Below are 19436 nucleotides of genomic sequence, written 5' to 3' on the forward strand. Positions count from 1 at the left end.
CTGGCGCCGGGTGGGCAAGCAGGGAGTAGAACGGCGATGAGTGAACCGAACTCGACGAAGACCTCGTCGAACGGGGTGGCACCCCTGACCCCGGTGCTGACCCGTCGGTGGCTGTCCCCCGAGTCGTGGGGGCTGCGCACCTACGAGCAGCTGGAGGGCTACTCGGCGCTGCGCAAGGCACTGGGCGCCCACCCCGACCAGCTCATCACCTTGATGAAGGACTCCGGGCTGCGCGGTCGTGGCGGTGCGGGCTTCCCCACCGGCATGAAGTGGGGCTTCATCCCGCAGGGCGACGGCAAGCCGCACTACCTCGTGATCAACGCGGACGAGGGCGAGCCGGGCACCTGCAAGGACGTCCCGCTGATGATGGCGGACCCGCACTCGTTGATCGAGGGCGTCGTCATCACGTCGTACGCGATCCGGGCGAACTTCGCCGCGATCTACGTGCGCGGCGAGGCGCTGCACTGCATCCGCAGGCTGACGGCCGCGGTGAACGAGGCCTACCGCGCGGGCTACCTGGGCAAGAACATCCTGGGCTCCGGATTCGATCTCGACGTCGTGGTGCACGCGGGTGCGGGCGCCTACATCTGCGGCGAGGAGACCGCGCTGCTCGACTCGCTGGAGGGCAAGCGCGGCCAGCCGAGGCTGAAGCCGCCGTTCCCGGCGACCGCGGGCCTCTACTCCTCGCCCACTGTGGTGAACAACGTCGAGACGATCGCGAGTGTTCCCTACATCGTCAACGGCGGCTCCGACTGGTTCCGGAAGATGGGCCGGGAGCGCTCGCCGGGGCCGAAGATCTACTCGCTGTCCGGACACGTGGAGCGGCCCGGCCAGTACGAGGCGCCGATGGGCACCACGCTGCGGGAGCTGCTGGAACTCGCGGGCGGCATGAAGGACGGCATCCCGCTGAAGTTCTGGACGCCGGGCGGCTCCTCCACCCCGCTGTTCACCGCCGAGCACCTCGACGTCCCGCTGGACTTCGAGGGCGCCGCGGAGGCCGGGTCGATGCTGGGCACCACCGCCCTGCAGATCTTCAACGAGACGGTCTCGGTGCCGTGGGCCGTGATGAAGTGGACCGAGTTCTACAAGCACGAGTCCTGCGGTAAGTGCACCCCCTGCCGGGAGGGCACCTACTGGCTGGTGCAGATCCTGCAGCGGATGGTCCGAGGCGAGGGCCTGGAGTCCGACATCGAGACGCTGCTCGACGTCTGCGACAACATCCTCGGCCGCTCGTTCTGCGCGCTGGGCGACGGCGCGGTGAGCCCGATCACCAGCGCGATCAAGTACTTCAAGCAGGAGTTCCTCGACCTCTGCGAGAAGAACAGGAATGGCACCGCGGCCGACCCCGCGAGTCCCGCTCTGGCAGGAGCCCGCTGATGACCTCTGTTGAGAACAAGACCGATGCCGCGCCGGTGCCCGAGGGACACGTCCGGCTGACCATCGACGGCATCGAGGTCGACGCGCCGAAGGGCGAGCTGCTGATCCGCACGGCGGAGCGGCTGGGCATCGTCGTGCCCCGGTTCTGCGACCACCCGCTCCTCGACCCGGCCGGCGCCTGCCGCCAGTGTCTGGTCGACGTGGAGATGGGCGGCCGGAAGATGCCCAAGCCGCAGGCCTCCTGCACGATGACCGTGGCCGACGGCATGGTCGTCAACACCCAGCGCACCTCGCCGGTGGCGGACAAGGCGCAGCAGGGCGTCATGGAGCTGCTGCTCATCAACCATCCGCTGGACTGCCCGATCTGCGACAAGGGCGGCGAATGCCCGTTGCAGAACCAGGCGCTCAAGCACGGCCGCACGGATTCGCGGTTCCACGAGCACAAGCGGACCTTCGCCAAGCCGCTCGCGGTCTCCAGCCAGGTTCTGCTGGACCGGGAGCGCTGCGTGCTCTGCCAGCGCTGCACCAGGTTCTCCAAGGAGATCGCGGGCGACAGCTTCCTCGACCTGCTCGAGCGCGGTGCGCAGCAGCAGATCGGCACGGCGTCGACGGCGGTGACCGAGGGCGGCATCACCGCCAGCGGCGGCCTGACCCTGCTGGAGGGCGGCGAGTCCGCCGCGGTGGCGGGCGGCGACCAGAGCTACTTCTCCGGCAACACCATTCAGATCTGCCCGGTGGGCGCGCTGACCAGCGCCGCCTACCGGTTCCGGGCGCGTCCCTTCGACCTCGTGTCGACGCCCGGCGTCTGCGAACACTGCTCCTCCGGCTGCGCCGAGCGCACCGACTGGCGGCGGGGCAAGGTCACTCGCAAGCTCGCGGGCGACGACCCCGAGGTCAACGAGGAATGGCTGTGTGACAAGGGCCGGTTCGCGTTCCGCTACACCACGGCGCCGAACCGGCTGCGTCGCCCGCAGGTGCGTGACGCCGAGACCGGTCTGCTGCGGGACGCCTCATGGACCGAGGCGCTGCGGGTGGCCGCCGACGGCCTGACCGCGGCCCGAGAGGGCCGGGGCGCCGCCGTGCTGACGGGCGGCAGGCTCACCGTCGAGGACGCCTACGCCTACAGCAAGTTCGCCCGGATCGCCCTGAACACCAACGACATCGACTTCCGCGCGCGGCCGCACTCGGCCGAGGAGCTGGCGTTCCTCGGCTCGCAGGTGGTCGGCAGCACGCCGGAGTCGGGCGGGGTCACGTTCGCCTCGCTCGAGGCCGCGCCCGCGGTGCTGTGCGTGGCCTTCGAGCCCGAGGACGAGGCGCCCATCGTCTTCCTGCGGCTGCGTAAGGCCGCGCGGAAGAAGGGCACCAAGGTCTTCCACCTCGGACAGTGGTCCACGCCGGGCGTGCGCAAGACCACCGACCGACTGAACCCCGGCAGGCCAGACCCCGGCGGCGGGCTGCTCGCCTGCGTTCCCGGCGGCGAGGCGGCGGCGCTCGACGCGTTGCCGACCCATGCCGAGGACATCGAGAGCGCGCTGACCTCCTCGAACGCCGTGATCCTCGTCGGCGAGCGTGCCGCGGAGGTGCCCGGCCTGTTCTCCGCGGTGCTGCGACTCACCGAACGGACCGGGGCCAGGGCCGCCTGGATTCCGCGACGTGCTGGTGAGCGTGGGGCGCTGGAGGCGGGTGCGGTCCCGACCCTGCTGCCCGGCGGCAGGCCCGTCACCGACGAGACCGCCCGCAACGAGGTCGAGCTGGCCTGGGGGCTTCAGGCGGGGACGCTGCCCGCGACCCCGGGTCGCGACACCTCGGCGGTGCTCGCCGCCGCCGCGGCGGGCGAGCTCGACGCCCTGGTGGTCGGCGGTGTCGACCCCGACGACCTGGCGGACCCAGAGCTGGCCGAGCGCGCCTTGAACAAGGTCGGCTTCCTGGTCAGCCTGGAGCTGCGCAGCAGCGCGGTCACCGAACGCGCCGACGTCGTGCTCCCGATCGCTCCCTCGGTGGAGAAGTCGGGCAGCTACCTCAACTGGGAGGGACGCGAGCGGCCGTTCGTCACGACGATCGACGGCACCGGCGTGCTGCCGGACTGTCGGGTGCTGGACACGCTGGCCGTCGAGATGGACGCCGACCTGTTCACGCAGACGCCTGCCGCCTCGGCGGGCGACCTCGCCCGGCTCGGCCGCCACGACGGCACCAGGCCGCCCGCGCCGACCGTGGCGCCCGCGACCCGGCGCGTGCCGACGGCCGACCAGCTCACGCTGGCGACCTGGCGGCAGATGCTGGACAACGGTTCTCTCCAGGAGGAGGAGCCGAACCTGGCGGGCACCGCCCGCACCCCGGTCGCGCGTCTGTCGCCCGCGACCAGCGCCCGGCTCGGACTCGCCGAGGGCGATCTGCTCACGGTGCGCACCGAGCGGGGTTCGGTGGCCCTGCCGCTGAGCCCGGCCGACCTGCCCGATGACGTGGTCTGGCTGCCCGCCAACTCCGGTGACTCGACGGTGCGGCGCAGCCTGGCGGCCGGACACGGTTCGCTGGTTCACCTCGACGGGGTCCAGAACGGAGGAGCCCGATGAACCCCGCAGCCGAGCTGCTGGTCGACGACCCGATCTGGCTGATCCTGATCAAGGTCGTCGTGATCTTCGCGATCCCGATCGTCATCACCATCCTGATGATCTGGGCCGAGCGGCGCATCATCGGCCGGATGCAGCAGCGTCCCGGCCCGAACCGTGCGGGGCCCTTCGGCATCCTGCAGTCGCTCGCCGACGCCTTGAAGCTCGCCTTCAAGGAGGACATCCGGCCCTCGATGGCCGACAAGTGGGTGTACTTCCTGGCGCCGATCCTGGCCGCCATCCCCGCGCTGCTCGCGATGGCGGTGATCCCGCTGGGCGGCGAGGTCACGATCTTCGGCGAGCGCACGGTGCTCCAGGTCGCCGAGGTGCCCGCGGGCGTGCTGGTGGTGCTGGCCTGTGCGTCGATCGGCGTCTACGGCATCCTGCTCGCGGGCTGGTCCTCCGGGTCGCCGTATCCGCTCCTCGGCGCGCTGCGCTCCGCCGCCCAGGTGATCTCCTACGAGATCGCCATGGGCCTGGCGATCGTCAGCGTCGTCTTCTACGCGGGATCGCTGTCGACCTCGCAGATCGTCGAGGCACAGATGCAGCAGGGCTGGTTCGCCCTGCTGCTGGCACCGGCCTTCCTGATCTACCTCGTCTCGATGATCGGTGAGACCAACCGGGCGCCCTTCGACCTCCCCGAGGCCGAGTCCGAGCTGGTCGGCGGCTTCCACACCGAGTACTCCTCGTTGAAGTTCGCCATGTTCTTCCTCGCCGAGTACGTCAACATGGTCACGGTCTCGGCGCTGGCCACCACGATGTTCCTCGGCGGCTGGGCCGCGCCGTGGCCGCTCTCGCAGATCGGCGACGGCGTCCTCAACACCGGCTGGTGGCCGCTGCTGTGGTTCGCGCTGAAGCTGGGCGCCTGTCTGTTCCTGTTCATCTGGGTGCGGGCCGCACTGCCTCGGTTCCGCTACGACCAGTTCATGCACCTGGGCTGGAAGGTCCTGGTGCCCGCGGCACTCGGCTTCTTCGTCGTCGTCGCCGTGATCCGCGTGCTGCGCGAGTCCGAGGGCGTGAGCCCGACGCACATCATGATCGTGCTGGCCGTGCTGCTGGTGATCGTGGTCGCGATCAGCTTCCTGTTCCCGGATCGGGCGGCTCCGCAGGACGAGGGCCCGCCGGTGTCGGGCAGCGGTTACCCGCTGCCGCCACTGGACCTCAAGGTGCCCGACGTACCGGTCCGGCGCAGTGTCTCCGCGACGTCGGAGCAGAAGCCGGCAGGCATCGCGGGCGGCACCAGGCGCGGCGCGACTCGCTCCGTGGGCAAGGCGGACGACTCCGCTTCTTCCGCACCGGCCAGCTCCCCCAAGGAGGGCGGCGATGGGACTGTTTGATCCCCTCAAGGGCTTCGGCGTCACCTTCTCGACCATGTTCAAGAAGGTGGCCACCGAGGAATACCCTGAGGTCAAGAAGATTCCGGCGGAGCGTTTCCACGGCCGCCACCAGCTCAACCGGCACCCCGACGGACTGGAGAAGTGCGTCGGCTGCGAACTGTGCGCCTGGGCGTGTCCCGCCGACGCGATCTTCGTGGAGGGCGGCGACAACACCGAGGAGGCCCGTTACTCGCCCGGTGAGCGTTACGGCGCCGACTACCAGATCAACTATCTGCGTTGCATCGGCTGCGGACTCTGCGTCGAGGCCTGCCCGACCCGGTCGTTGACCATGACGACCGAGTACGAGCTGGCGAACGACAATCGACAGGACCTCATCTTCACGAAGGAGGACCTGCTCGCGCCGCTGCTCGCAGGCATGGAGCAGCCGCCGCACCCGATGCGCCTGGGCAAGGACGAGCAGGACTACTACGTCCACGGTCCGGAGCTGGCCAGGAAGGCGGGCGTGCCCGCCGGTGCCACGGTGGAGACCGGTTCTGAGGAGGCCCGACGGTGAGTCTCGACATCCTCACCGCCCTGCCCGGCTCGGTGTTCGCCGCCATGGCGCCCGACCAGGCTCCGGCAGCGGACGTCATCGGCACCGGGGAGGCCGTCGCCTTCTGGATCCTCGGGCCCGCGGCTCTGCTCGGCGCTCTCTGCATGATCTTCGCCCGCAACGCGGTGCACTCCGCGCTGTGGCTCGTGATGACGATGCTGTCGCTCGGCGTCATGTACATGGTCCAGCACGCGCCGTTCCTCGGCGTCGTGCAGATCATCGTCTACACCGGCGCGATCATGATGCTGTTCCTCTTCGTCCTGATGCTCGTCGGACGGGACAGCGCGGACTCGGTGGTCGAAGTGCTCCGCGGTCAGCGGCTGCTGGCGGCGCTCTTCGGCATCGGCTTCGGCATCCTGGTCGTCGGCGCGCTGGCCCGCTCCCTGGAGTCGGTGCAGTCGGTCGGCCTGGAGCACATCAACAGCGCACCGGACGGCAACGTCGCGACGATCGGCGAGGCCCTCTTCACCGACTACCTGTTCCCCTTCGAGCTGACCGGTGCGCTCCTGGTGGTCGCCACCGTGGGCGCGTTGGTCTTCGTGCTGGTGGACAAGCGCGACAAGGTGCGGCTCACCCAGCGGGAACGGGCCGACGCCCGTTTCCGGGGCGAGCTCTCGCGCCCGTCGCCGCTGCCCGGCCCGGGTGTCTTCGCCACCGCCAACTCGGTGGCCACGCCCGCCCTGCTGCCGGACGGTTCGGTGGCTCCCGAGTCGCTGTCCGCGCTCATCGAGTCCACCGCGGTGGAACGCCTCGACGCCGACGCCGCGAACGTCTCGGGTAGCGTTCCCGCGCCGGAGGCCAGGGAGCTGACCTCGGGCGGCGGCGAGCCGGCCGAGTCGGCGGGCTCGGCGGAGAAGAGCAAGTCCGTTGAGGCGGCGGGCTCGGCAGCTGAGTCCGATGCCGCCTCGGCGGGGGAGGACACCTCGGCTGAGTCCGATGCCGCCTCGGCGGGGGAGGACACCTCGGCTGAGTCCGATGCCGCCTCGGCGGGAGAAAACACCTCGGCGGACGCCGACGGGACCGACACCAGTGGTGAGGAGGGTAGGGCGTGACACCGACCTACTACCTGCTGCTCTCGGCGCTGCTGTTCACCATCGGCGCCGTGGGCGTGCTGGTGCGACGCAACGCCATCGTGGTCTTCATGTGCGTGGAGCTCATGCTCAACGCCGTGAACCTGACGTTGGTCACGTTCGCGAGGATCAACGGAACTCTGGACGGCCAGATCATGGCCTTCTTCGTCATGGTCGTCGCGGCGGCCGAGGTCGTCGTCGGCCTCGCCATCATCATGTCGATCTTCAAGACGCGCCGGTCGGCCTCGGTCGACGACGCCAACCTGTTGAAGTACTGAGGGGTCGAGCGTGGAGACGTTCCTGGCCGCCCAAGGCTCGCTCGCCGAACCGAGCATCGCCGAGGGCGTGGCTCAATACGCGTGGCTGCTGGTCGCGCTGCCCCTGATCGGCGCCATCGTGCTGCTGATCGGTGGAAAGCGCACCAACGCCTGGGGGCACCTGCTCGGCTGTGCCACGGTGATCGCCGCCTTCGTCTACGGGCTCGCGGTCTTCCTGTCCATGGCAGGTATGTCCGGCTCCGAACGGGTTCAGGAGCTGCACCTCTACGACTGGATTCCCGCCGGTGCGCTGAACGTCGAGTTCGGACTGCGCATCGATCCGCTGTCCATGGTGTTCGTGCTGCTGATCACGGGCGTCGGATCGCTGATCCACGTCTACTCGATCGGCTACATGAGCCACGACAGCGACGGCGGCGTCGGCCGGTCCAACACCGAGCGTCGGCGGTTCTTCGCCTACCTCAACCTGTTCGTCGCGGCGATGCTGGTCCTGGTGCTCGGCAACAGCTTCGTGACGCTGTACCTGGGCTGGGAGGGCGTCGGACTCGCCTCCTACCTGCTGATCTCCTTCTGGCAGCGCAGGCCCGCGGCGGCCAGCGCGGCCAAGAAGGCCTTCCTGATGAACCGGGTCGGCGACGTCGGTCTCGCGGTGGCCATCTTCCTGATGTTCCGTGAGCTGGGCACCACCCAGTACACCGAGGTCTTCGCCAGGGCGGGCGAGCTCTCGCCCGGTGTGCTGCTGGCGATCGCGCTGCTCCTGCTGCTCGGTGCCTGTGGAAAGTCCGGCCAGTTCCCGCTGCAGGCCTGGCTTCCGGACGCGATGGAGGGCCCGACTCCGGTCTCCGCGCTCATCCACGCCGCGACCATGGTCACCGCGGGCGTCTACCTGATCGCCCGCGCGAACCCGATCTACACGCTGACCCCCGACGGCAGGCTCATCGTCACCGCGATCGGTGCGCTGACCCTGCTGATCGGCTGCATCATCGGCTGCGCCTACGACGACATCAAGAAGGTGCTCGCCTACTCGACGGTCAGCCAGATCGGCTACATGATCCTGGCGGTCGGGCTCGGCCCGGCAGGGTACGCGCTGGGCATCTTCCACCTGCTGACCCACGGCTTCTTCAAGGCCGGACTGTTCCTCGGGGCGGGCTCGGTCATGCACGGCATGAACGACGAGGTCGACATGCGGAAGTATGGGAACCTCCGCAAGTACATGCCCGTCACGTTCATCACCTTCGGTCTCGGGTACCTGGCGCTGATCGGCTTCCCGTTCTTCTCCGGCTTCTACTCCAAGGACGCCATCGTCGCCGCCGCGTTCGCCGAGCCGGGCTGGCGCGGCTGGGTGTTCGGCGGTGCCGCAGCCCTGGGCGCGGGCCTCACGGCCTTCTACATGACCCGGCTGATGCTGATGACCTTCTTCGGCCCGGAGCGGTGGAAGGACCAGAAGTCCGCCGACGGTCGCGACTTCCACCCGCACGAGTCCCCGGTGTCGATGACGGCGCCGATGATCCTGCTCGCGGTGGGCTCGGTCGCGGGCGGCTTCCTGCTCCAGTCCGGCGATTGGCTGGTGAACTGGCTTCAGCCGTCGCTCGGCACGCTGGAGGAGCACCACGGCGTCCTGCCGCACTCGGTGATCCCGTTCATCGTGGTGGGCCTCTCCGCCCTGGGCGTGGTGGCCGCCTGGCTGGTCTTCGGCGCCCGCCGAGTGCCCGCCGTGCGTCCGGCCCGCGTCTCGTTCCCCGTTCGGGCGGCGCGCGCCGACCTGTACGGGAACGCGCTGAACGAGGCACTGTTCGCCCGCCCCGGCACGTGGCTGACCCGCGCCCTGGTCTACGTCGACAACAAGGGCGTCGACGGGGTCGTGAACGGTGCTGCCGCGTTGCTCGGCGGTTCCTCCGGACGGCTCCGCCGGGCTCAGACCGGTTTCGTCCGCTCCTATGCGCTGAGCATGTTGGGAGGCTCGGTCCTCGTGATCGCGGCTCTGTTGATGGTGAGGTTCTCGTGACCACGAGGTCGGGTGACATCCCTCTCGTCGGAGAGGGCGAGAACGTCGAGAACACGGTGGCCGAGAACTACCTGGCCGAGAGCATGAGGGAGGAAAGGTGAGCGGTCCGATGGTGCTCTTGGCCCTGCTGATCCTGCCGCTCGTCGGCGCGCTGGTCGTCGCCTTCCTGCGTCGGAACGAGCGGACCGCGAAGCTGACGGCCCTGGCCTTCTCACTGGTCGAGCTGGTCTTGGCGGTGCTGGCCTGGACGGCGTTCGACCCGAGCGGCCCGAGGTTGCAGCTGACCTCCTCGGTCGACTGGATTCCCGCGTTCGGCGTGCACTTCTCGCTCGGGGTCGACGGCATCGCGTTGGTGATGATCGCCCTGATCGCGGTGCTGGTGCCGATCGTGATCGGCGCCTCGTGGGAGGACCGGCTGCCGGAGGGACGCACCGCGGCGGGCTACTTCTCGCTGCTGCTGGTGATGCAGTCCCTGATGGTGGGCGTCTTCGCCGCCACCGACGTGCTGCTGTTCTACGTCTTCTTCGAGGCCGTCCTGGTGCCGATGTACTTCATCATCGGCCGGTTCGGCGGTCCGCGCAGGCAGTACGCGGCGGTGAAGTTCTTCCTGTACTCGCTGCTGGGCGGGCTGATCATGCTCGCGTCGGTCATCGGCGTCTACGTGGTCAGCACCGAGGAGCTCGGTCAGGGCACCTTCGACTGGGAGACCCTGGCCGCCACGATCTCCGACGCGCCGCTGAGCACGCAGATCTGGCTGTTCCTCGGCTTCTTCATCGCCTTCGCGATCAAGGCGCCGCTGGTGCCGCTGCACACCTGGCTGCCGGACGCCGGTGCGGAGGCCCCGGTGGGGGCGGGCGTGCTGCTGGTCGGCGTGCTCGACAAGATCGGCACCTTCGGCTTCCTCCGGTACTGCCTGCCGCTGTTCCCACTGGCCAGCCAGGAGCTCGCTCCGCTGATCCTGGTCCTCGCGGTGGCGGGCGTGCTGTACGGCTCGCTGCTGGCCGTCGGACAGAGCGACATGAAGCGGTTCGTCGCCTACACGTCGGTGGCACACTTCGGCTTCATCGCGCTGGGCATCTTCGCCTTCAGCACGCAGGCACAGAGCGGTGCGGTGCTGTACATGGTCAACCACGGCATCTCCACCGGAATGCTGTTCCTCGTGGTGGGCATGGTGATCGCCAGGGGCGGTTCGCGGCTCATCCAGGACTACGGCGGTCTGGCCAAGCTCACCCCGGTGTTGGCGGGCCTGTTCCTGGTGGCGGGGCTCTCCTCGCTCGCGCTGCCGGGCACGAACTCCTTCGTCAGCGAGTTCCTGGTGCTGATCGGATCGTTCCCGCGTGAGCCGGTCTTCACCGTGCTCGCCGCGATCGGCATGATCCTGGCCGCGCTGTACGTCCTGTGGGTCTATCAGCGGGTGATGCAGGGGCCGCTGCGCGGCGATGCCCTGACGGGGCTGGCGGGCGGCCCGGGGGCGGCGATCGATCCGAACTCGGAGTCGCTGCTCACGAAGCTCAAGAGCAAGGTGCCCGATCTCAGCGCCCGCGAGATCGGCGTGCTGGCGCCCCTGGTGGTGCTGATCGTGGTGCTCGGGTTCTACCCGGCGCCGGTGCTCGAGGTGATCACGCCCTCGGTCGAGGCGACGATGACCGAGGTCGGTCTCAGCGATCCCGTGACGGGGGCGGAGTCCACGGTCGGACCTGCGACAGGCGGACCTGAGGCAACCGGTCAGGAAGGCGACTGAGGTGTTGACAAGCGTGTCCGTTCTCGCGCAGAGCGAGAGCGTGGAGAGCTACTCGATCGACTGGTGGGCGATCAGCCCGCTGCTCGTCGTCTTCCTGGCCGCCTTCGTCAGCGTGCTGCTGGAGGCGTTTCTGCCGAGGTCGCGGCGGTGGGCGGCCCAGGTCGGACTGTCGATCGGAACGCTGCTGATCGCGGCGTTCGCGATGATCCTCTACATCAACGAGGATCTGCGTGTGGGTCTCGGACTGTCGGAGGAGGTTCCGGTCGACCCGGCCTTCGCCGACGCCACGCACCAGGTGGCGCCCGTGACGACGTTCAACGGTGCGCTGGCCGTCGACGATCCGACGCTGTTCCTGTGGGGCACCCTGCTGGCGCTGGCGCTGCCGTCGTTCCTCATGATCGCGGATCGCTCGGTGGAACCGGGCGGCGCGTTCGTGGCGCAGGCGGCCCTACGGCCGGGTTCCACGCAGGACCGTGCGCAGACGACGGTGCCCGGCATGCAGACCGAGGTCTTCCCGCTGGCGTTGTTCGCCCTCGGCGGCATGATGGCCTTCCTGGCGTCCAACGACCTGCTGACGATGTTCGTGGCGCTGGAGGTCCTGAGCCTTCCGCTGTACCTGATGTGCGGCCTGGCACGACGACGCAGGCTGATCTCGCAGGAGGCGGCGGTCAAGTACTTCCTCCTCGGCGCCTTCGCCTCGGCGTTCTTCCTGTACGGCATCGCGTTGCTCTACGGCTTCGCGGGCTCGGTGCAGCTGTCCGCGATCGCCCAGGCGACCGCGGGCACCGACCGGTCCGAGACCCTGTTGTTCGCCGGGTTGGGACTGTTGGTCGTCGGCCTGCTGTTCAAGGCGTCGGTCGGTCCGTTCCACTCGTGGACTCCGGACGTCTACCAGGGCGCTCCGACACCGGTCACCGCCTTCATGGCGGCGTGTACCAAGGTCGCCGCGTTCGGCGCGATCCTGCGGGTCTTCTCGGTCGCCTTCGAGGCGTCGAGCTGGGAGTGGGAGGGCGTCCTCTGGGCCGTCGCGATCGCCTCGATGGTGATCGGCGCCGTGCTGGGTCTCACCCAGACGGACATCAAGCGGATGGTGGCTTACTCGTCCGTGGCCCACGCGGGCTTCCTGCTGGTTGGTGCGATCGCCCTGACCGACGACGGCCTGGCGGGCACGATGTTCTACCTGCTGGCGTACGGCTTCACCACGGTGGCCGTGTTCGGCGTCATCACCCTGGTGCGCGACTCCGATGGTGAGGCGACTCACCTGTCGAAGTGGGCGGGTCTGGCGAAGCGGTCACCCTTGGTAGCCGCGGTGTTCTCCTTCCTGCTGCTCGCGTTGGCGGGCATCCCGCTCACCAGCGGGTTCATGGGCAAACTGGCGGTCTTCTCGGCCGCGGTGGCCGACGGAATGGCTCCGTTGGTGGTGGTGGCGCTGATCGCCAGCGCCGTCGCCGCGTTCTTCTACGTGCGTGTCATCGTGCTCATGTACTTCAGCGAGCCCGCCGCCGACGGTCCTACGGTGAGTGTGCCCGGAGCCTTCACCACCGCTGCGATTACGCTCGGTGTGGTGGTCACGCTGCTGCTCGGCGTGCTGCCGACGTTGGCCCTGGACTGGGCAGGCATTGGTGGGTTCATCTCCTAGATCCCTGGCGTCGACCCTCCCTCGTCGTTCTCAGGGAACAGCGTCGACGAGACGTCCGGCGACACGCCGACGCTCGTCGCGCTGTTCCCGGCGGCGCCGGGGGACGGTGATCTGCGACAGGCTCTGCGGGGATGAGCCCTTGGCGAGAAGGCGGCGGTGACGTGGCGGGCACGGGTCCGACTCAGGTCGGTGGAGGTCGTACCTCACAACTGGACATCACGGACGCGGGACTGGCGGACGAGGTCTCCGCGAGCCTGGCCGAGGTCGAGGATCTGCTGCACGGGTTGCTGCGCAGCGATCTCGACTTCGTCACCGAGGCGGCTCTGCATCTGGTCGACGCGGGTGGGAAACGGTTCAGACCGACGTTCACCCTCCTGGCCGCGCAGTTCGGCGGCCAGGGCAGATCGGACGTGATCAAGGCGGCGGTCGCGGTGGAGCTGGTCCACCTGGCGACGCTGTATCACGACGACGTGATGGACGAGGCCACCATGCGTCGCGGCGCGCAGAGCGCCAACGTCCGCTGGGACAACGCGGTGGCCATCCTCACCGGCGACTACCTGTTCGCCAGGGCCTCCTACCTGGTGGCGGATCTGGGCACCGAGGTCGCCAAGATCATCGCGCAGACCTTCGGCGAACTCGTGACCGGACAGATGCGGGAGACCGTCGGGCCGAGCGCGGACGCCGACCCGGTCGAGCACTACCTCCAGGTGATCAGCGAGAAGACCGGGTCGCTCATCGCGACGGCCGGTCAGTACGGCGCGATGCTCTCGGGCGCCACGGACGAGCAGACCGCGGCCTTGCGCAGGCTCGGGCAGCTGATCGGCATCGCCTTCCAGATCTCCGACGACATCATCGACATCGACTCGCCCGCGCAGGAGTCCGGCAAGGTGCCCGGCACCGACCTGCGCGAGGGCGTGCTGACGCTGCCGATGCTCTACGCGCTCGCCGAGGAGTCGCCGCGGACCGAGCGGCTGCGCGAGCTGCTGGCCGGGCCGATCAGCGACGACGACCTGCTGCACGAGGCTCTCGACCTGCTGCAAGCCTCCTCCGGGGTGTCGGCGGCGCGCAAGACGCTGACCGACTACGCGGACGAGGCCCGGCGTGAGCTGGCGGTGCTGCCCCGCCATCCGGCGCGGGACGCGCTGGGCAGCCTCATCGAGTACGTGGTGGCCCGCAGCAACTAGCCCGGCCCCGGCACGCCGCCCGTGTCCGTCCCCGCGGGCACCGGGCCGTCCGGCGAGGGAGAGCCCGCGCGTGCTCGTCCTCCCACGATGACCGCCCGCGTCGCGACCGCCGTCAGCGACTCCGCGATGGTGCGGCCTGCCCTGGCGAGGGAGTCCGACCACGTCGACGTGACTCCTGGTGAGCCCGGCGTCGGGCGTGCCGATCGACGAACGGCCGTGGTCGTGTCGGACGAGGCCGCCGCATCAGAGCTGGTCGGGCCTGGAGACGGTCGACTCCGTCTGACGCCGGGCGGCGGTGGCGGCGTCCGGCGTCGGCGCCCCCGCTCGGCGTGCCGTCCGCATCGCGTCGATGCTGAAGACGGCGAGGGCGAGCCACACGAGGGCGAATCCGATCCACCGGGAGACAGGCATCGGCTCGTGCGCGATGAGAACCGCCCAGAGCAGCTGCAACGTCGGTGCCAGGTACTGCAGCATCCCCATCACGGTCAGTGGGATGCGCTGGGCGGCGAAGCCGAACAGCAGCAGCGGGAGTGCGGTGACCGGACCTGCCGCGACAAGCAGGGCGCTGTGCAGCGGGCCGTCGACCAGGAAGGTGGCCGCGCCGGTCACCTGCAACCAGACCAGGTAGGCCACGGCGAACGGGGCCAGCACCATACTCTCCGCGGTGAGGCTGTTCAACGAGTCCAGCGGCACCGTCTTCTTGAGCAGACCGTAGACCGCGAAGCTGCTCGCGACCACGAGCGCGATGACGGGCAGTCTGCCGTAGTCGAGGGTCACCACCAGCACCGCCACGACCGCCACGCCCAGCGCGATCCACTGCATCCGACGCAGCCGCTCCCCGAGCACCATGACGCCGAGCAGCACGCTCAGCAGCGGGTTGATGTAGTAGCCGAGGGAGACCTCGATGACGCGCTCGGTGAGAACGGCATAGATGTAGACGCCCCAGTTGACCGCGATCAGTATCGCGGCGACGGCGATCAGGGCCCAACGGCGCGGGCCGAGTCCGCGTAACGCGGACAGTCTGCCCAGCAGCAGGCAGACCAGGGCCATCAGGACGAGGGTCCAGGCGAGGCGATGCGCCAGGATCTCGACCGCGCCGGCCTGATCGACCAGTGCCCAGAAGCCTGGTGTGGCGCCCCACAGCACGTAGGCCGCGACTCCCGCCGCCAGGCCGCGTCGTCGACTCGGGCCGGTGTTCGTTCGGTCGGACGCCGGACCGGTTTCGGGAGTCGTGGCGGGCACGTCGGCGAGCCTACGCCGAACGTAACTCACGTTTCTCGCGTTGGAATCCGCCGGATATCGCCACCCCGATTGCATGCGCGGGCACTATTCCTGGAAGGCTTGGGCACCGCTGAAGAGAACCGGTCTCGACAGCGCGTGGCCCGGGCCGCGGCGGCGTCCTGACGTGGATCTTCCGTCGTCGTCTCGGTAGGCGGGCCTTCTTGACGACATCGCGCTTGACGTGGCGATCGGGTCTGCTTCGATAGGGCCGGGCCGGTGGGCGGATCGGTTCGATGAGGTGGGACGGTCGACGAGACGACGTCGACCACCGGACGGCGGCTCCGCCTGCCGTCCGCGGCGGATGGTCATGGCAGCGCGTTCCGGACTGTGCACGCTCCGGGCGTGGCCGTGCGGCTAGGAGGGACTTCCTGTGACCTCGATCTTCGGGCAGGTATGGCTGTGGAGCCTGCTCGCCTTCGCCCTAGGAGCCTTCGTCACCTGGGCGCTGTTGGTCCGCCCGGCCCGACAACGGCTCGCGCGGCTCGACGCCGAGCGTGCGGCGGGTGCCGACGTCCCCGACGATGTGGACGTCGCGCAGGCACGCCCGTCGCCGGAGCACACCCGACGCGACGCCGACTGGCTGCGTGCGGACGCCGACGGTGACGATCTGCTCGCGGGACTGCGCGGCACCGCGCCGGACCCGACACAACGGCAGCCGATCCCGGAGACCTACGAGGAGCTGTGGGAGGCCGAGCCCGCGCCCGCCGCCCGCCCGCCGCTGCCGCCGAGGATGCCGGAGCCGCCGCGTGCCGCCCCGCCCGAGCGGACGCGGTCGGACTTCTTCACCGAGCGGCAGTCGGCGCCGCACCACGAGGAGGAGGCGGGCGAGCATCGAGGACAGCGGACCGTGCGTGCGGCGGGCCCGCTCGACCAGTACCAGGGCCCGAGGGCCGAACCGCAGGGGCAGCGCCGTCGTCCCGAACCACGCGCGGACGAGACCGCGGTGATCGGCACCGCCGGGCCGGCCGGGCTGCCGGAGTCCGGGCGAGACGTGGCGGGCAGGCAGTCGCGACAGGCGCTCGGTGCGGCCGGTTCTCGCCCGCAGCCGCAGAACGGCGCTCGACGGGACGAGGCGATCGGCTGGCCGGACGAGGGACGTGAGCGCCCGTCGGCGCAGACGCCCCGGCCGCAGGACCGACGGCCCGCCACCGGCCTCGACGACCGGACTCCGTCCGGGGCGCTCGGCCGACCGGTCTCCGAGATCGAACCCGCGGGTTCGCCGGCGGCGAGTGGTGCCCGGTTCGACGCCTTCGAGGGCGCGTGGCCCGACGGCGACGACGCGGGGACGTCAGGCCGTACGGCCACGAGCGGCCAGGATTTGGGTCCTGCCGACTTTCCCACCGAGGCCCCGGACCGGTCCGACGTCCTCGGCTCCGCGACACAGCACGGCAGCCGGCCGCTACCGGCCGATGCTTTCGAGTCCGCCGGGCCCGACCTCTCCGGGCCCGACCTTTCCGGGTCCGACGTCACCGGGCCTGGCGTGACCGGGCCTGACTTCACCGAATCCGACTCGACGGGCTCGCTGTCGGCTCGGGGCCGCTCGACCTCGGAGGAGGGCACCGAGTCGCGCACCGACTTCTTCCGACGGCCCGACCTTCCCCCAGACCCTTCCGCGGACCTGCACGCTGAGCAGCCCGAGCCGGACGGCCTCGCATCGCACGGGATCGAGGAACCCGGGATGGAGCAGCCGGCAATCGAGCGGCTTGGCGAGCGCCGGCCGGATGAGTCCGGGCTGAACGAGCGGTCCGCCGCGGAACACGAATGGCCGTCGGGGGCGGCCACATCGGGTGAGCGGCAGGCGGACGAGGAGACGACGGCCTGGCCGTCGGGTCCGGACCTGCCCGAGTTCGCCTCGCCGCAGGCCACCGGTCCGGACGACGACGGGGCGACCGGGACGAGGCCGTTCGACCAAGAGGACGACGGGGTCTGGCCTGCGGACGTCGACGAGTCGCCCGCGGAGACCGGCTGGCCCGAGGCGGAGCAGTCCCCGGAACCCGCCACCGGGTCGGAATCCCCCGCCGAACCGAGCGTGGGCGAGTCCCTGGCACCGACGCCGCCCGTCAGGGACGTCGCGAACCTGCCGTCGGTCGACGCTTCGACGCCCGATTCAGCCGATTCGACGCGCGATTCGGCGAGGGAGGCCCACGAGGACCGTCCGGCCGCGGAACTGCCCGCCATGGAACTGTCCGCCGATGCGCTCAGCGCTGCTGCCGAGGAGCGGGCGGGGGCCGAGGCGGCGGGGGACGAGCCTGCGGCGGTGGCCGTGCCCGTAGCCGACGCGGAGCCTTCGCCCGTGACCGACGCCGAACCGGAAGACGACCGGGACCGGCCGGGTCGATCGGACCGGCCGGACCGGGAACAGCGGGAGGACCGAGACCGGGCGGCCGAGGAGACGGCGATGATCCCGGTGGTGTCGATCTCCGATGACGACGTCTCCACGCCGGCCTCGGGCGGGGAGAGCAGGCCGTTCTCGAATGACATCCCGCATGTCGCCGGGCGGTCGTCGGCTCGCAGACCGGAGCCGACCGTGGACCCGCTGATCGGCCTGGACGACCTGGAACTGGGCGATGCGACGCCGTCGACCCCCGACGAGGCACGCGAGGTCGACGAGGCGGTCGAGCCGGATCGACCGAGGTCGCTGTTCGAACCGGTGTTGGAGGCCGACAGCGCGGTGCCGGGCCCGGCACCCAGCGGCGGCGCCGCGGAGTTCGTCTGGTTCGCGGGCCGGGGGCAGAGCGGCGGCCAGGGCGGCACCCCGCCCCGCCCCGCCTCGCCCGTTCCGCCGGGCCCGCCGCCCGCGATCCCGAGGCCCGTCATCCCCACCCCGTCCAGCACCCCGGGCCGGGAGCCCTGGATTCCGATCCAGGACGTCGACGGAAACGAGCTGGACGCGGCGACGCTCGCCCCGAAGGGCGCGCAGCCGTTCGGACCGGGCTCGGCACCCGCCGCCCCGGACGGGTCCGCGCCCACGGCCGACTATCGGATCAAGGCCAACGCGAAGAGCCGCACCTACTACACCGAGCAGTCGCCGCAGTTCGCCACGGCCAAGGCACAGGTCTGGTTCCGCAGTGAGACCGACGCCCAGCGTGCGGGCTTCGCGCCCTGGCACACGCGCAGGTCGGGTTCCGCCGGTCGTTGACCCGAGCCAATCGCCGACCGTGGCGGGGCTCGGCGGTGACGTGAGACGGGCGGGCGTCGATCGATGATCGGCGCCCGCCCGGGTTCGTCTCCGCAGCCGGTGGCGGCCTGCGGACGGCGGCGTCAGCCCACGACCGTCCAGGTCTCCCGACCACGGAGCAGCCCGGCCAGGTCCGGCGGCGTCGTGGCGGCCTCGGCGACCTGCGCGCGAGCCTGATCGTCGTAGGTCGGCCGGGACACCGCGCGGAACACCCCGGTGACCGTCGGATCGAGGTCCTGACCGCCCAACCGGGACAACGCGAACGCATAGCCGGGATCGGCACGGGTCACGTCGTGCACCACCAGGGCGGCCCGATCGGTCTCCGAGGTCTTGACCACCCGCAGACCGAAGCCGTCGGCCACCACTCCGTATTCGCCCTCGGCGCCGAAGACGATCGGCTCGCCGTGCCGCAGCGGGATGATCCGCCGCTCCCGCTCACCGGGCTCCTTGAGCACGTCGAACGCGCCGTCGTTGAAGATCGGGCAGTTCTGGTAGATCTCGACCAGCGCGGTTCCCCGGTGTTCGGCCGCCGCACGCAACACCTCGGTGAGCTGCTTGCGGTCGGAGTCCAGCGCCCTGGCCACGAATGTCGCCTCCGCGCCGAGCGCCAGCGACACCGGGTTGAACGGCGTGTCCACCGATCCGACCGGAGTCGACTTGGTGACCTTGCCGACCTCCGAGGTCGGCGAGTACTGGCCCTTGGTCAATCCGTAGATGCGGTTGTTGAACAAGAGGATCTTCAGGTTGACGTTGCGCCGCAGCGTGTGCACGAGATGGTTGCCGCCGATGGACAGCGCGTCGCCGTCGCCGGTCACCACCCAGACCGAGAGGTCGGGCCGTGACGTGGCCAGCCCGGTGGCGATGGCGGGCGCCCGGCCGTGGATGGAGTGCATCCCATAGGTGTTCAGGTAGTACGGGAACCGCGACGAACAACCGATGCCCGACACGAACACGATGTTCTCCTGCCGCAGCCCCAGCTCGGGCAGGAAGGACCGCACAGCGGCCAGCACGGCGTAGTCGCCGCAGCCCGGGCACCACCGCACCTCCTGATCGGAGGTGAAGCCCTTCGCGGTCTGCTTCTCGTCGGTTCGTGGGACTCCCTCGGTCCCGCCGATCAGCGGCAGGCCCAGGTCAACAGCCGTCATCTGTCC

The 19436-nt window shown here is 70.1% G+C and carries 13 protein-coding genes; 11 read left to right on the plus strand and 2 right to left on the minus strand.

The window, feature by feature from the left end; all coding sequences use genetic code 11:
• The first annotated feature begins 36 nt into the window (after positions 1–36).
• The 10 genes from nuoF (at position 37) to AHOG_RS02565 (ending at position 13826) form a co-directional block, all read left to right on the plus strand.
• On the plus strand, positions 37–1377 hold the full coding sequence (gene nuoF, locus AHOG_RS02520) for an NADH-quinone oxidoreductase subunit NuoF (RefSeq protein ID WP_093939920.1): 1341 nt from the start codon (positions 37–39) through the stop codon (positions 1375–1377).
• A complete protein-coding gene (locus AHOG_RS02525) occupies positions 1377–3947 on the plus strand; it encodes an NADH-quinone oxidoreductase subunit G (protein ID WP_093939921.1) in 2571 nt (856 codons plus the stop codon). Before nuoF ends, AHOG_RS02525 begins: the two co-directional genes overlap by 1 nt.
• The gene (gene nuoH, locus AHOG_RS02530; protein WP_093939922.1) at positions 3944–5320 is read left to right on the plus strand and encodes an NADH-quinone oxidoreductase subunit NuoH; all 1377 of its coding nucleotides are present in this window, start codon (positions 3944–3946) and stop codon (positions 5318–5320) included. The genes AHOG_RS02525 and nuoH overlap by 4 nt, the downstream gene beginning before the upstream one ends.
• A complete protein-coding gene (nuoI, locus tag AHOG_RS02535; RefSeq protein ID WP_093939923.1) occupies positions 5307–5873 on the plus strand; it encodes an NADH-quinone oxidoreductase subunit NuoI in 567 nt (188 codons plus the stop codon). Before nuoH ends, nuoI begins: the two co-directional genes overlap by 14 nt.
• The gene (locus AHOG_RS02540; RefSeq protein ID WP_311770153.1) at positions 5870–6964 is read left to right on the plus strand and encodes an NADH-quinone oxidoreductase subunit J; all 1095 of its coding nucleotides are present in this window, start codon (positions 5870–5872) and stop codon (positions 6962–6964) included. Before nuoI ends, AHOG_RS02540 begins: the two co-directional genes overlap by 4 nt.
• Positions 6961–7260, plus strand: a complete 300-nt coding sequence (nuoK, locus tag AHOG_RS02545; RefSeq protein WP_069846307.1) for an NADH-quinone oxidoreductase subunit NuoK — start codon at positions 6961–6963, stop codon at positions 7258–7260. The genes AHOG_RS02540 and nuoK overlap by 4 nt, the downstream gene beginning before the upstream one ends.
• Positions 7261–7327: 67 nt before the next feature.
• Positions 7328–9262 (plus strand): NADH-quinone oxidoreductase subunit L, encoded by a 1935-nt coding sequence (gene nuoL / locus AHOG_RS02550; RefSeq protein ID WP_093944093.1) that lies wholly within the window; start codon positions 7328–7330, stop codon positions 9260–9262.
• A gap of 109 nt (positions 9263–9371) precedes the next feature.
• Positions 9372–11003, plus strand: a complete 1632-nt coding sequence (locus tag AHOG_RS02555) for an NADH-quinone oxidoreductase subunit M (protein ID WP_093944094.1) — start codon at positions 9372–9374, stop codon at positions 11001–11003.
• A gap of 13 nt (positions 11004–11016) precedes the next feature.
• A complete protein-coding gene (nuoN, locus tag AHOG_RS02560; protein ID WP_093939924.1) occupies positions 11017–12642 on the plus strand; it encodes an NADH-quinone oxidoreductase subunit NuoN in 1626 nt (541 codons plus the stop codon).
• A 131-nt stretch (positions 12643–12773) separates the two neighbouring features.
• Positions 12774–13826 carry a polyprenyl synthetase family protein gene (locus tag AHOG_RS02565; RefSeq protein ID WP_093939925.1) on the plus strand — a complete coding sequence of 351 codons (1053 nt, stop codon included), beginning with the start codon at positions 12774–12776 and terminating at the stop codon, positions 13824–13826.
• Between the two features lie 243 nt (positions 13827–14069).
• On the opposite strand, the gene rarD is transcribed toward AHOG_RS02565, so the two are convergent.
• Positions 14070–15068: an EamA family transporter RarD gene (gene rarD / locus AHOG_RS02570; RefSeq protein ID WP_245856524.1), complete on the minus strand. Its 999-nt coding sequence runs from the start codon at positions 15066–15068 to the stop codon at positions 14070–14072.
• A 409-nt stretch (positions 15069–15477) separates the two neighbouring features.
• On the opposite strand from rarD, the gene AHOG_RS02575 reads away from it, so the two are divergent.
• Positions 15478–18246 carry a sunset domain-containing protein gene (locus AHOG_RS02575; protein ID WP_093939927.1) on the plus strand — a complete coding sequence of 923 codons (2769 nt, stop codon included), beginning with the start codon at positions 15478–15480 and terminating at the stop codon, positions 18244–18246.
• A gap of 122 nt (positions 18247–18368) precedes the next feature.
• Here the strand turns inward: AHOG_RS02575 and AHOG_RS02580 are convergent, their stop codons facing one another.
• On the minus strand, positions 18369–19430 hold the full coding sequence (locus AHOG_RS02580) for a 2-oxoacid:ferredoxin oxidoreductase subunit beta (RefSeq protein ID WP_093939928.1): 1062 nt from the start codon (positions 19428–19430) through the stop codon (positions 18369–18371).
• Between the last annotated feature and the right edge of the window lie 6 nt (positions 19431–19436).

This window comes from Actinoalloteichus hoggarensis, assembly GCF_002234535.1.
Classification (GTDB): Bacteria; Actinomycetota; Actinomycetes; order Mycobacteriales; family Pseudonocardiaceae; genus Actinoalloteichus_A; species Actinoalloteichus_A hoggarensis.

Coding starts and splice junctions, on each gene's coding strand:
- nuoF (WP_093939920.1), top strand. CDS start 37: ATGAGTGAACCGAACTCGACGAAGACCTCGTCGAACGGGGTGGCACCC.
- AHOG_RS02525 (WP_093939921.1), top strand. CDS start 1,377: ATGACCTCTGTTGAGAACAAGACCGATGCCGCGCCGGTGCCCGAGGGA.
- nuoH (WP_093939922.1), top strand. CDS start 3,944: ATGAACCCCGCAGCCGAGCTGCTGGTCGACGACCCGATCTGGCTGATC.
- nuoI (WP_093939923.1), top strand. CDS start 5,307: ATGGGACTGTTTGATCCCCTCAAGGGCTTCGGCGTCACCTTCTCGACC.
- AHOG_RS02555 (WP_093944094.1), top strand. CDS start 9,372: ATGGTGCTCTTGGCCCTGCTGATCCTGCCGCTCGTCGGCGCGCTGGTC.
- AHOG_RS02565 (WP_093939925.1), top strand. CDS start 12,774: ATGAGCCCTTGGCGAGAAGGCGGCGGTGACGTGGCGGGCACGGGTCCG.
- AHOG_RS02580 (WP_093939928.1), bottom strand. CDS start 19,430: ATGACGGCTGTTGACCTGGGCCTGCCGCTGATCGGCGGGACCGAGGGA.